The organism is Afipia sp. GW823-FHT06G09, assembly GCF_058794875.1.
In genome coordinates this window covers 767,695-780,508 of the sequence record NZ_JBXAHF010000001.1, presented here as the reverse complement: position 1 = coordinate 780,508, position 12,814 = coordinate 767,695, and the positions used below count along the sequence as shown (strand labels likewise).

The following is a 12,814-nucleotide window of genomic DNA, read 5'->3' as shown; positions in this document are numbered from 1 at the left end:
GAAGGGGAACTGGCCGATGCGCTGGACAGCCGATCCAGCCGTTCGGCAGTGGCGGCTGGAACGTGGGGATAACCGCGCCTATGCGTGGTCCCTGTGCAAGACATGCGGGAATGGCTACCCGGCCTTCCAGCCGTCGTCAGATCTACTTTCCTTTTTCTGGAATCGCGACCGGCAGGACGGGTTCGACAGCGATGCGCAGAGTGAGGCTGCCTGGGCAGGCCGGAGGGCGGCCAGCCAGAAAAATGCGGCGCGCACTTTCGGTATGTTTGCGCCCATGCATGCGGGCCGGCCCGGCCGGTTCATCGACATTGCTTGTGGTCTGGGCGAAACAGTAAAGTACTTCTCCGATCGCGGTTGGGATGCGCGCGGCATTGATGCAGATCCGGCGCTCAAGCGCTTTCATGAACGGATCGGGATACGATCCGAAATCGGGCAAATCGAAGCCGCCGAGATCGATGGAAAATTTGATATCATCCATGTTTCTCACGCAATCTACTTCATTACGAACCCCGGCGAATTTCTGGAGCGCCTCAAGTCCTCCCTGAACCGGGGTGGGCTGCTGTGTATTGTTATTTCGAATTTCCTCGCGCCCGAGGACCCAGGTCTTCCGGGTTATGCGCACAGCTTTCTCCCGACGGCCGGCTCCATGCGCTATGCTCTGGCAAGGGCGGGCTATGAGATTGTTCTCTCCCGGAAAAAATCGGGGAGCATCTATATTGCTGCTCGTCGAGGGGAGGGACAGCTTCCCAAAGTTTATCCGCAGCTCATTCGCCTTGGCTATCGTACAAAAGCCTTGCGATACTCGCTGATTGGCCGGCCAAAGCTCCTGCTACATCGGGTTGCGAAGCAGATTCTGTCTTGGGCAGGTCTGCGTTGAAACTCGCAGCACACGCGTCGTAGCGCGGCCGGGTCCTTTTTCCATGTGTGGTATTGCCGGTTTCATAGATCGCCGCCTTGCACCCGATGGTGCCGCGCTTGTGCACCGCGCGCGGGCGATGGGTGATGCCATTGCAAACCGCGGCCCCGACGCTAGCGGAATCTGGACGGATGACTCCGTCGGCTTGGCTTTGTCGCATCGCCGCCTGTCTATCGTCGATTTGTCGGAGGCTGGTGCGCAGCCCATGGTGTCCGCGGACGGGCGCTGGGTGATTTGCTACAATGGCGAAATTTATAACAGCGATGACATCCGTCGCCATCCTGCGTTGAAGGCCGTGGCGTGGCGTGGTCATTCCGATACGGAAACGATTGTCGAATCCGTAGCGCGGCGCGGATTGAGCGTCACGCTGGATGACCTCAATGGCATGTTCGCGATCGCGTTGTGGGATCGAAAGGAGCAGGCGCTTCATCTTGTTCGCGACCGGCTCGGGATTAAGCCATTGTTTGTGGCCCACCGCGGCGAACATATTTTTTTCGCGTCCGAACTGAAGAGTTTTCACGCCGCTCAGGCATTCGATCTGGAGATCGAACCGTCGTCGGTCGCGAGTTTCCTGCGCTTCGGTTATGTGCCGGCGCCTCATAGCATTTACCGCGGCGTCAAGAAAGTGATGCCTGGTGAACATGTCACGTTTTCGGTTGGTGGTTCTTGCGCCAGCCGCCGTTATTGGTCTGCGGCGGAAGTGGCGTTGCAGGGGATCGATTCCCCCCTGAAGCTTTCCGACGAAGAAGCCATCGCGCAGCTCTCGGAATTGCTTGGGGATGCGGTTTCTCGGCAAATGCTTGCGGACGTTCCGCTTGGAGCTTTCCTGTCCGGCGGTATCGACTCGTCAGCGGTGGCAGGCTTGATGGTTGCTGCCGGGCGAGGGCCGGTTCGTACCTTCTCAATCGGATTTCCCGAATTTGGCTTCGACGAATCGAAAGACGCTGCCGCAGTCGCCCGGCATCTCGGCACGCAGCACACCGAACTCGTCGTTACCGCGTCCGATGCTCTCGGTGTAGTTCCGCAACTTGCGCAGATGTATGATGAGCCGTTTGCGGATTCGTCGCAAATTCCGACCCATCTGGTGTCGAAGCTCACCCGGCGGCATGTGACTGTCGCGCTATCGGGCGACGGCGGCGATGAACTGTTTGGCGGGTACAATCGCTATCGGCTGGCTGAGGGCATGTCCCAGAAGCTTTCACGAATTCCGCTCGGTGCGCGGCGTATCGCGGCGGGCGCGCTGCAAGCACTTCCCATGGCGTGGGTCGATGGTCTCGCATCGCTTGCGCCGCGCGGAATGCTGCCATCGCAGGTCGCCGACAAGCTGCACAAGTTTGCCAACGTGATGACGCTGGATTCCGAGGGGATCTACCGCAGGCTGGTGAGCCAGTGCGAGGATCCAGCAACGCTCGCCCCATTCGCGGATGAGCATCCTTTGACACCGTGGTCGACAGGTGCGGTCGGAGCATTACCGACATTTCTCGATCGCATGCAATTGCTCGACACCATGACTTACCTGCCGGACGACATTCTTCAGAAGGTCGATCGCGCCTCAATGGCAGTCGCGCTCGAAGCACGCCCGCCCTTGCTGGATCATCGCGTGGTCGAATTCGCTTGGCGTCTGCCCCGACGGTTCAAGATTCGGGACGGTGAAACGAAATGGCTCCTGCGGCGGGTGACCGAGCAGATGGTGCCGAGATCCCTGCTGGATCGGCCCAAAATGGGATTCGGCATTCCGCTTGCTGAATGGCTGCGTGGTCCGTTGAGGGACTGGGCGGAGGATTTGCTCGATCCGTCGCGGCTTGGCGGCGGCTTTCTCGACATAAGCGCTGCGCGTCGCTTGTGGGCAGATCACCTGACGGGCCGCAGGAACTGGGCTTACGCGCTTTGGACCATTCTGATGTTTGAAGCGTGGCGCAGGCGCTGGGCGGACAGTTAGGCCCGTGGACAACGTGTCACCTGCGCGGTCGCGTATCCTCTTTGTCACCAAGAAGATGGTGATGGGCGGCGCCGAGCGTCATCTGGCGCAATTGCTGCCTGCCTTGATGTCGCGTGGCTTTGCGGTGGAACTGTTCGTGCTGGAGCGGGGCGGAGAGCTTGAAGCGGATCTGGCGAAGGCTGGCGTGACCATCTCCGGGTTGCGACGCCGTTCCGGACGAGTGCGTCATTTGCTGACGGCCGCCGCCGAATTGTATCGTCGCACCCGCCGGACGCGCCCTGATATTCTGCATTTCTTTCTGCCAGAGCCCTATCTGGTCGGTGCGGCCGTTGCTGTTGTTGCGCGCCAGCGCATCTGCGTCATGAGCCGCCGTTCCTTGGCACACTATCAGCGCAGCCATCCGTGGTTCGGGCGCATCGAGCGCCTGCTTCATCGCCGCATGGCGGCGTTGCTGGGAAACTCAACAGCTGTTGTCGATGAACTCGTCGCGGAGGGAGGAGACCGACGCAAGATCGGCCTGATCCATAACGGCGTCACCATTCCCCGGCTCGCTGATGACCAGATTCGCGAGGCGCAGCGGATTGCCTTGGGTATTCCCCCCGGCGCCTTTGTCATGGCGATTGTCGCCAATCTGTTTCATTACAAGGGCCATGCAGACCTGTTTGATGCACTGGGGACGATAGCGTCGCGGCTCCAGCAGCCCTGGCGACTGATGGTTGTTGGCCGTGACGAAGGTGAAGGGCCGCAGTTGCGCTTACAGGCTGAACGTCTTGGCATTGCCGATCGCATTCTCTGGCTCGGAGAACGGCGCGATGTTGAAGCGATTCTGCCGGCGGCCGATATCGCGCTGCTCGTATCCCACCAGGAAGGTTTCTCTAACGCCTTGATCGAAGCGATGGGGCAGGGATTGCCAACCATAGCAACTGCTGTCGGAGGCAATCTCGATGCCGTTGTCGACGGTGAAACCGGCTTGCTGACTCCGCCAAGGGAGCCTGCCGCCCTCGGCGCGGCTATTCTAGCTCTTGCATCGGACCCGTCGAAACGCGAGGCCATGGGGATTGCGGCGCGGAGGCGGGCCATGGCGATGTTTTCCCAGGATGCCTGCGTTACGCGCTACGGCCGTCTTTATCGGAACCTCGGTAAATCGTCCCTGGGTCCGGTTCAGACCATGATTGACGGCGGGGACTAGCCGCCCGTTCAAGCGAATTAAGCCGCGTGTGGCGCGGTTTTGACCTTGGTCATGGGACGTTTGCGTGCCAGAAGGGCTCGCCAGAAAATACCACCGTCAGAAGCGAAAATTATTGCCATGTCGACTTCGTCATTGCCCTCGCGCAAAGCGCAAATATTGTCCCATTCGGAGGAATACGCTACCTCGCGCCCTGAGTGGCGTAACAAGGCAGCATTCTTTCATCGCGAGGATGAAGCCTATCTGCGGTTTCTGATCCCGGAGAATGCGCGCGTTCTTGAAATCGGATGCGGCATCGGAGATACGCTCGCGGCCCTCAAGCCTGCTTATGGCGTGGGTATCGACTTTAGCCCCGCGTTGATCGACATCGCCCGCAAGAGGCATCCCGGCCTGACATTTATTGTGGGGGATGCGGAAGATCCTGCAACGATTGCTTCAGCGGGTGGCACGTTCGACTATATCCTGGTTCTTGATGCGATCGGATCGCTGGACGATTGCCAGAAGTTCCTAGAACAGCTTCATCCGCTTTGCACGCGTGAGACCCGCGTTGTGATCGGTTACTTCTCGCATCTGTGGCAACCGGTACTCAAATTCGCGGAGTTGATCGGCCAGCGCATGCCGCTGCCGCCTCAGAACGCTCTTGCGCCGGCGGACGTCGCGGCCATCGCCCAGCTCGCGGACTTTGAATCGGTGAAATCCGAGCAGAGAATGCTGATGCCAGTGTCGCTGTTCGGGCTCGGGCACCTGGTCAACCGCTTTATCAGCGTTCTGCCTGTATTCCGTTTCTTCGCCTTGCGTCATTACTCCGTTTGCCGGTCGTGGCCGGCGGCGAAGGAAGATCTCAAGTCGGCAACGGTCGTCATTCCCGCGCGCAATGAGCGCGGGAACATCGAGCCCGCAGTGCAGCGGTTGCCGCAGTTCTGCGATGACATCGAAATCATCTTCATCGAAGGTCACAGCAAGGACGGGACCTTCGAGGAGATGGAGCGCGTCAAGGCTGCTTATCCGGACAAGGATATCAAGTTGATGCGCCAGCCCGGTAAAGGCAAGGCGGATGCCGTGTTCACAGCCTACGATGTGGCCCGCGGAGATGTGCTGATGATTCTCGACGCCGATCTCACCATGCCGCCCGAGCAGCTGCCGAAATTCTGGGAAGCGATCAAATCGGGGAAGGGTGAGTTCATCAACGGCTCACGCCTCGTTTATCCGCTTGAGGATGACGCGATGCGCTTTCTCAACCTGATCGCGAACAAGATATTTTCCTATCTGTTCTCGTGGCTGCTGAATCAGCGCTACACGGACACTCTGTGCGGCACCAAGGTGATGCGGAGAGCGGACTACTATCGGCTCCGTGACGGCAAGGCCTACTTCGGGGATTTCGATCCGTTCGGCGATTTCGACCTTATTTTCGGCGCGTCGAAACTCAACCTCAAGACGATCGATCTGCCGATCCGCTATGCCGCCCGTGCCTACGGCGAAACACAGATTTCGCGATTCCGGCACGGCGTGATGCTGCTGAGAATGGTGATCTTCGCGTTCTTCAAGATCAAGGCGATCTGATCGTGATGTCGAGACGCATCCGGTGTCGAAACGATTGATGTGCCATGGCCGGTGTTCTTGACAGCTATCGTGCGGTTTGGGAGCAGAAGCCGGTTCTACGGACGGTCTACAATGACATTTTCGACCGGATCGCGAGCCGTACCGTTGCGGGAACGACTCTCGAGATCGGCGGTGGTATCGGCAATCTGAAGGAGCGGATCGACGACCTTATTTCGTCGGACATCCAGTTCGCACCATGGCTCGATCTTGTCGCCGATGCGCAAAAGCTCCCGTTTGCGGACGGCGCCCTGTCGAACATTGTGATGCTTGATGTGCTTCACCACATCGAATTCCCGGCATTGTTGTTTCGCGAGGCTTCGCGCGTGTTGCGTCCGGGCGGGCGTATCATCATGGCGGAGCCGGGCATTACGCTTGGAAGCAGGCTTTTCTATCGCTTGCTGCATCATGAGCCGGTGCGGATGGATGCAGACCCGCTGCTGGAGGGATCGCCGGACAGGAGCCGCGATCCTTACGATTCCAATCAGGCAATCCCGACATTGCTGGCGACGAGCCACCGCGAGCAATTTCATTCCAAATTTCCGGATCTGACGATCAGCGAAACGCAATGGTTCTCGTTCGTCGCATATCCGTTCAGCGGCGGGTTCAGGCCATGGTCGCTGATGACGGAGCCGATGGCTCGCGCGATGCTTTGGTTTGAAAAGCATGCCGAGGGCGCTCTTGGCCGCCATCTCGGTTTTCGTTTGCTGACCGTGGTCGAAAAACGAGGCGGATAGCCTTACGCCACTTGATGGATGTTGACCTTGCCGGGCTTCCTGCGCCGGTCGCGAATGGCGATCAACCCTGCACCGCTCAGCACATTGAAAATCGGCTCCAGTGGCAACCGGTACTTGGGGGAGGCGACAGGCCCATTGACGAGCAGGATGTAGCCACACCACGATGCCGCCAGGAAGATCGCAGGCCAGTTCGCGGTTCGCCGCGCCAAAGCGACGAAACCGATCAATTGCAGCAGGCGCATCGCCGCCAGCCCAGCGCTGCCGGCCAGCAGAAACCACGTATAGACCGGTTGGCCCGACCGGATTGCATAGTTGAAGGCCTTGTCGAAGAACGAATTGCCGGGCGTGTTGTAGAAGCCGGGCCGCGGCAGTTGCGAGACGGGCGGCGACAACAGAACTGCGGGTGAAACAAGATTGATTGTAATGCCGGACAGCCACGACTTCGCAATCGCGCTGACGGGGATATCCTTCAGCGCTTCTTTCGCGATGATCGTGTATTGCCGGGATTGCTCGAATGGATTTGAAGAATGCGGCCCGAACCTCTCAATGGTTCGCTTCTCCAGATCATTGTAGCTCGTCATATAAGGCGTTCTGTCCTGCATTTCCCGTGCGAGCGGAACAACCCACAGCGCAAGATGGATGCCGCCCTGCGGCGTCAGTCCGGCGGTTCCGAATACAGCGACATTCTTTGCGACAATGATGCCAATACCGGCGGTCAGGGCAACAACGGCAGCGGTTATTGTTGCTGCTTTCTGTAGCGTGCATTTCCGAAAGACGACGTAGGCGGCGAGCAGGGCGAGCGCGAAGAAGGCCCATGGGACGATGATCGCCCGTATGAGCGCCGCGCAGCCGAGGAAGAGACCTAGCAGAGTGGCGTTTCGCCACGAGGGGTTGTCGACCCAGCGGAACGCCGCCCAGAACGACATCGCGACAAAGAAGATGAATGGAGTGTCGGTGTAGAACAGTCCGCTGAGAACGATCTGTGTGGGATTGATGACGGCGATGAGGGCCGCAGCGACAGCAACACGGGTGGATATCCAGGACGCTATGCCATACACCGCAACGCAGGTCCCAGCATCGAACACTCCCTGCATCAGGATATAGGCAAGAGTGCCGTGCGCGCTGCCGAAAACGAGAAAGGGGATTGCTGCAAGCCAGTGATAGAGCGGCATCGTATAGGCATGCTGCCCAAACCACTGCGAGCCATGAACTGTGCCGGATTTGACGGCGTTCGCGAAATCGCTCGCAACGCTTGTGTAGGTCAGGGAGTCGACGCCCTTCAGTCCATCGTCGCCCATCAGAGCGTACATCGCGAGGGCGTAGGCCCAGCGGATGATGAGTGCAGCAAAAAAAATCTTCAGCAGGATCGATTGAGCTTTGTGCGCTGAGGGCGCACCGGGGTCAGCAAGGGCGGACGAACTATTCGCCCTCGGGAACGGCATGGGATATCTCGGACGTTTTCTCGGCGCTGAGAATCCAGACCAGTCCGCCGATCGCCCCGACCACGAAGGAAGAGGCTCCGAACAGAAGCGACACCACCGTGCCGTCGGTGGGCGCGAGCCCGGCATATCCAAACGCAACCATCATGGTTGCTTCACGGACGCCCCAGCCAGCGATGGAAATCGGCAGCATCGTGATCAGCATGATCGGCGGTACGAGCAGAAACAGTTGTTCGAATGCCGCCGGCGCGTCGATCGAGCGAACGGCGCACCAGGCAATCACCACGGCCATGACGTGAATGAGCAGCGAAAGGGCGGCGACCTTAGGCCCACTGGTGCGGTTGAATATTACCTGATTGGCGATCACCGCGCAGGCATGGATGTGGCGCAGGGGCCAGAGCTTCTTGAGCCATTCCCAGCGGAGCGCGCCGTAAACGAGAAAGCCGAGGCCGGCCGAAATCGCGGCGACATCGACCAGCAGCAGCGCAAGGCGTCCGCGAGGGCTGCCGATCAGGTCGTAGCTCCATGGAAGGCTTGCGACCACAATCAGCGCAAGAGCGATCAGGCCGATGGCGCGATCGACAAGAACTGAATAGGTGGCGGCGCGCCAGCCCGCGCCCGTGTGCCGCACAAGCCAGAGCCGCATGGCGTCGCCGCCGATGGTGGACGGCAGCGTCTGATTGAAGAACGCGCCGATCATGTTGTAGCGGAACGCCTGTCCGGTCCCGAGAGGCGCGGCACAGCGCGCGCTGATCTCGCGCCAGCGCAGCGCGCCGAGGAAAATCTGGAAAACCGTCGCCAGCACCGCGAGCAGAAACCAACCGGGGCTGATCTGGCTCAGGCGGGACTGGATCGCCGCGAAATTGATGCCGCGGAACGCGATATAGAGCAACGCCGCCGACACCAGTATTCGAGCGGCAAGAAGGAGAAATCCGCGCATTCCGGACCGCGATGGTTAACGTTGCTGGATCTGAAAAGGGCGTGAATAGCAGCGCTTGACAGTCATTTTCAGGGTCTTGGTATGGCTTTAGAGGTGCTCTGGCAATAGGTAAGCTCAACCTATTGCCGCAGCCACCGCACGGCGGCTAAAGAGGGCAGCTTGATTGGGGCATCTGGCGTGGGTGACGCCCATTCGGCTTGGGGACGGAATTCGTGACACACGGGCGCAAAATTGCGGTCATTGGGCTGGGTTATGTCGGATTGCCGGTCGCGGCGGCTTTTGCCCGTGCCGGGGTTCCGGTGACCGGCTTCGATATCGATCAGAGGCGCATCACCGAGTTGTGCGAGTTTCACGATCGCACCAACGAAGTCGAGACAGCCGATCTGCGCCATGCCTCGCTTTCGTTTACGCACGACGTGAGTGCGCTGGCATCGTCGGATTTCTTTATTGTCACGGTTCCGACACCAATCGATGAAGCGCGCCAGCCTGATCTCGGCGCCATGTTCGCGGCTTCCCGTACGGTCGGCAAAGTGCTCAAGAAGGGCGACATCGTCGTTTACGAGTCGACGGTTTATCCGGGAGCCGTCGAAGACGAATGCGTGCCGCTTCTGGAGAAGGCATCCGGTCTCAAGGCTGGATCTGATTTCAAGGTCGGTTACTCACCTGAACGCATCAATCCGGGCGACAAGCAGCACCGTTTCGAGACCATCATGAAGGTGGTGTCGGCGCAGGATGCTGCAACGCTCGACATCGTGGCTGATGTTTACGGTTCGGTGGTGACTGCCGGGATTCATCGCGCTCCGTCCATCAAGGTCGCCGAAGCGGCCAAGGTGATCGAGAACACGCAGCGCGACCTGAACATCGCTTTCATGAACGAACTGTCGTTGATCTTCCAGGCCCTGAATATCGATACCGGCGACGTGTTGGCCGCGGCGCGCACCAAATGGAATTTCATGCCGTTTCAGCCGGGACTCGTCGGCGGACACTGCATCGGCGTCGATCCCTATTACCTGACCTATCGAGCGGAGAAGGCGGGGTATCATCCGGAAGTCATTCTCGCTGGACGCCGTATCAATGACGGGATGGGTCAGCGCATCGCGCGTGAATGTATCCGTGGCCTGCTTCGCCGCAAGGGCGGCGCGGGCGTCGTCACCGTGCTGGGGCTTACTTTCAAGGAAGATGTGCCGGATACACGCAACTCGCGCGTGGTCGATATTATTCGCGAACTGGAGTCATTCGGACTTCAGGTGCAGGTCAGCGATCCGATGGCAGACCCCGCCGATGCCATGCACGAATATGGCGTGAAGCTGATTGATTCTGATTCGTTGCAGCCCGCCGATGCAATCATCGTGGCGGTCGCCCACAAGGCTTACGTCGATGCGGGATGGCCGATGATCCAGAAGTTGTTGAAGAACGGAGACGGTCTCGTTCTCGACGTAAAGATGCGGCTTGATCGCGACAGGCTGCCAGCCGGTATCGAGTTGTGGCGCCCCTGACCGCAGGATGGTGAACGGAATGTCGGACGAGACAATACTTGTTACGGGGGCCGCGGGTTTTATCGGCTTCCATGTCACGCAGAAACTCTTGCAGGCTGGCCGCCGTGTCATCGGTCTGGACAACATCAACAGCTACTACGACCCGAAGCTGAAGGAAGCGCGTCTCGACGTGCTGAAAAACGATCCGGCCTTCAGTTTCGTCAAACTCGACCTTGCCGACAGGGCCGGGGTGGCGGACCTGTTCAGCACGCATCGCTTTCCCGTCGTGATCCACCTCGCCGCGCAGGCCGGTGTCCGGTACTCGCTGGAAAATCCGCACGCTTATGTCGATGCAAATCTTCAGGGCTTCACGAACATCCTTGAAGGCTGCCGGCACAACGCATGCCGTCACCTGCTGTATGCATCGTCGTCATCGGTGTATGGAGCCAATACCAAGCTGCCGTTCTCCGTGCACGACAGCGTCGATCATCCCATCAGTCTCTACGCGGCTTCGAAGAAGGCGAACGAGCTGATGGCGCATGCGTACAGCCATCTTTATCGCATTCCCTCAACCGGCCTGCGGTTCTTCACGGTGTATGGGCCATGGGGCCGTCCCGATATGGCGATGTTCCTGTTCGCCAAGGCCATTCTTGAAGGCCAGCCGATCAAGCTGTTCAATCACGGCAACATGCGGCGTGACTTCACATACGTAGACGACGTAACCGAAGCCATCGTGCGGCTGATCGATCATGCGCCGACAGGGCAGACCAAGGCGCCGGACGCGGCTCCCGACCCCGGGACCAGCGCGGCTCCCTGGCGGGTGTTCAATGTCGGAAACAATCATCCTGAGGAATTGCTCAAGGTCGTCGAACTTCTCGAGAAGGAGTTCGGGCGCACCGCGACCAAGGAAATGCTGCCTATGCAGCCGGGCGACGTGCCTGCCACTTACGCCGATGTCGATGACTTGATGCGCGAGGTCGGCTTCCGCCCGTCTACGACAATCGAAGACGGTATCGCGCGGTTCTCGGCGTGGTATCGCGACTATCATCGGCTATAGGCCTCTGAAACAGTTTGAGGACGCATGAGCGAGCGAATTATTCCACTGATTATGTGCGGCGGTGCAGGCACTCGGTTGTGGCCTGCTTCGCGCGAAGGGCGCCCAAAGCAATTTCTTCGGCTGTTCGGTTCGAACTCGACCTTTCAGGAGACGATGCTGCGTGTGAGCGATCCAGCGCTGTTCGCGCGGCCCATCGTTATTACGAATGCGGCCTATCGCTTCATGGTGCTCGAACAGCTCAGCGAAATCGGGCTAGAGGCGGACATCCTCCTCGAGCCGGCACGGCGTGATTCCGGTCCCGCTATCGCCACCGGTGCAGCTTTCGCCCTGACCCGGGACCCGGATGCTGTCGTGCTGGCGCTGGCCGCGGACCATGTGGTGCGGAACGTTCCCGCTTTCGTCGAAGCTTGCCGGAAGGCGCTCGGCGCAGCGAATGCTGGCCGTATCGTCACGTTTGGCGTTTTGCCGGAGCGGCCTGCGACGGAATACGGTTATATCCGGCCTGGAGACGTCATCTCCGGTGATGTCCGCAAAGTCTCGAAGTTCGTCGAGAAGCCGGACCCTGCAACCGCCACGGGCTATGTTGCCGAAGGTTATCTGTGGAACTGCGGTAACTTCATGTTCCGCGCCCAGATGCTGCTGGATGAGTATCGTGGCGTCGATTCCGACAGTGTCAGTACGCTGGTCGATGCGGTCGCCAATGCCGGACGCGATCTCGATTTCGTGACTCTCCCGCTTGAGTCGTTCGGAAAGGCGACCCCGATCTCGATCGATTATGCGGTCATGGAAAAAACCACCCAGGCGGCCGTTGTGCCGGTTGATTGCGGCTGGTCCGATGTCGGCTCCTGGCACGCGGTGTGGGAGCTTTCGGACAAGGACGAACACGGCAACGTCGCGCAGGGCCTGACTGTGTTCGAAGACTCGCGCAACTGCAATGTCTCCACCGACAAAGCGCTGGTCGCGCTGGAGGGCGTCGACGATCTTGTCGTCGTGGCGACGCAGGACGCCATTCTGGTGTCCCGCCAGAACGATCCCAATGGTTTGAAGCGGCTGGTGGGCAAGCTGCGAACTGTGGCTCCGCAGGTGACCGAAGACCATATCAAGGTGCATCGGCCGTGGGGGTCATATCAGTCGCTCGATATCGGCGAGCGCCATCAGGTGAAGCGGATTGTTGTGAAGGCAGGCGGACGGCTCTCGCTGCAAAAGCATCATCACCGGTCCGAACACTGGATTGTTGTGCGCGGAACGGCGCTCGTGACGGTCAACGAGCTGCAAAAGATGGTTCACGAGAATGAGTCCATCTACATCCCGATCGGCGCGGTCCATCGGATGGAGAATCCCGGCAAGATTCCTCTGGAACTGATCGAGGTCCAGACCGGCAGTTATCTGGGCGAGGACGACATCATCCGCATCGAGGACGATTACCGGCGCTCCTGATACTGCGTCAATCCTGGAAAGATTCCAGTTTTTCAATAGGTTATGTCGAGGGTCGATGTAATTCTTTGAATCAAAACGTGTAGGGAATCCAG

Annotated in this window: 10 protein-coding genes; 8 read left to right on the top strand and 2 right to left on the bottom strand. The window is 59.4% G+C overall.

The window, feature by feature from the left end; genetic code table 11:
• Nucleotides 1-16 precede the first annotated feature (16 nt).
• The 5 genes from AC1Q67_RS03940 (at nt 17) to AC1Q67_RS03920 (ending at nt 6,374) form a co-directional block, all read left to right on the top strand.
• Entirely contained in the window at nt 17-877 is an 861-nt protein-coding gene (locus AC1Q67_RS03940) for a class I SAM-dependent methyltransferase (protein WP_492235130.1), read from the top strand.
• 43 nt (nt 878-920) lie between these two features.
• The gene (gene asnB, locus AC1Q67_RS03935) at nt 921-2,855 is read left to right on the top strand and encodes an asparagine synthase (glutamine-hydrolyzing) (RefSeq protein ID WP_492235131.1); all 1,935 of its coding nucleotides are present in this window, start codon (nt 921-923) and stop codon (nt 2,853-2,855) included.
• 61 nt (nt 2,856-2,916) lie between these two features.
• Nucleotides 2,917-4,044 carry a glycosyltransferase gene (locus tag AC1Q67_RS03930; RefSeq protein ID WP_492235132.1) on the top strand — a complete coding sequence of 376 codons (1,128 nt, stop codon included), beginning with the start codon at nt 2,917-2,919 and terminating at the stop codon, nt 4,042-4,044.
• Nucleotides 4,045-4,161: 117 nt separating this feature from the next.
• On the top strand, nt 4,162-5,601 hold the full coding sequence (locus AC1Q67_RS03925) for a glycosyltransferase (protein ID WP_492235133.1): 1,440 nt from the start codon (nt 4,162-4,164) through the stop codon (nt 5,599-5,601).
• A 44-nt stretch (nt 5,602-5,645) separates the two neighbouring features.
• Entirely contained in the window at nt 5,646-6,374 is a 729-nt protein-coding gene (locus tag AC1Q67_RS03920) for a class I SAM-dependent methyltransferase (RefSeq protein WP_492235134.1), read from the top strand.
• Nucleotides 6,375-6,376: 2 nt separating this feature from the next.
• Here AC1Q67_RS03920 and AC1Q67_RS03915 read toward each other — a convergent pair whose 3' ends face one another.
• Both AC1Q67_RS03915 and AC1Q67_RS03910 read right to left on the bottom strand, forming a co-directional pair.
• Complete coding sequence (locus AC1Q67_RS03915) at nt 6,377-7,816, bottom strand: ArnT family glycosyltransferase (protein ID WP_492235135.1); 1,440 nt, start codon at nt 7,814-7,816, stop codon at nt 6,377-6,379.
• The gene (locus tag AC1Q67_RS03910; protein WP_492235136.1) at nt 7,794-8,753 is read right to left on the bottom strand and encodes a lysylphosphatidylglycerol synthase transmembrane domain-containing protein; all 960 of its coding nucleotides are present in this window, start codon (nt 8,751-8,753) and stop codon (nt 7,794-7,796) included. The genes AC1Q67_RS03915 and AC1Q67_RS03910 overlap by 23 nt, the downstream gene beginning before the upstream one ends.
• 212 nt (nt 8,754-8,965) lie before the next feature.
• Here AC1Q67_RS03910 and AC1Q67_RS03905 point away from each other — a divergent pair, with 212 nt between their 5' ends.
• From AC1Q67_RS03905 to AC1Q67_RS03895, 3 genes are read left to right on the top strand one after another with little or no spacing between them, the layout of a single operon-like run.
• Nucleotides 8,966-10,249, top strand: coding sequence for a nucleotide sugar dehydrogenase (locus AC1Q67_RS03905; RefSeq protein WP_492235137.1), 1,284 nt, complete (start codon nt 8,966-8,968; stop codon nt 10,247-10,249).
• 19 nt (nt 10,250-10,268) lie between these two features.
• Nucleotides 10,269-11,285, top strand: a complete 1,017-nt coding sequence (locus tag AC1Q67_RS03900; protein WP_492235138.1) for an NAD-dependent epimerase — start codon at nt 10,269-10,271, stop codon at nt 11,283-11,285.
• 24 nt (nt 11,286-11,309) lie between these two features.
• Nucleotides 11,310-12,722: a mannose-1-phosphate guanylyltransferase/mannose-6-phosphate isomerase gene (locus AC1Q67_RS03895; protein ID WP_492235139.1), complete on the top strand. Its 1,413-nt coding sequence runs from the start codon at nt 11,310-11,312 to the stop codon at nt 12,720-12,722.
• Nucleotides 12,723-12,814 lie beyond the last annotated feature (92 nt).

Bases quoted from the DNA above. Each gene is read 5' to 3' on its own strand.
- AC1Q67_RS03940 (WP_492235130.1), top strand. From the start codon at position 17: ATGCGCTGGACAGCCGATCCAGCCGTTCGGCAGTGGCGGCTGGAACGT.
- asnB (WP_492235131.1), top strand. From the start codon at position 921: ATGTGTGGTATTGCCGGTTTCATAGATCGCCGCCTTGCACCCGATGGT.
- AC1Q67_RS03930 (WP_492235132.1), top strand. From the start codon at position 2,917: ATGGGCGGCGCCGAGCGTCATCTGGCGCAATTGCTGCCTGCCTTGATG.
- AC1Q67_RS03925 (WP_492235133.1), top strand. From the start codon at position 4,162: ATGTCGACTTCGTCATTGCCCTCGCGCAAAGCGCAAATATTGTCCCAT.
- AC1Q67_RS03920 (WP_492235134.1), top strand. From the start codon at position 5,646: ATGGCCGGTGTTCTTGACAGCTATCGTGCGGTTTGGGAGCAGAAGCCG.
- AC1Q67_RS03915 (WP_492235135.1), bottom strand. From the start codon at position 7,816: ATGCCGTTCCCGAGGGCGAATAGTTCGTCCGCCCTTGCTGACCCCGGT.
- AC1Q67_RS03910 (WP_492235136.1), bottom strand. From the start codon at position 8,753: ATGCGCGGATTTCTCCTTCTTGCCGCTCGAATACTGGTGTCGGCGGCG.
- AC1Q67_RS03900 (WP_492235138.1), top strand. From the start codon at position 10,269: ATGTCGGACGAGACAATACTTGTTACGGGGGCCGCGGGTTTTATCGGC.
- AC1Q67_RS03895 (WP_492235139.1), top strand. From the start codon at position 11,310: ATGAGCGAGCGAATTATTCCACTGATTATGTGCGGCGGTGCAGGCACT.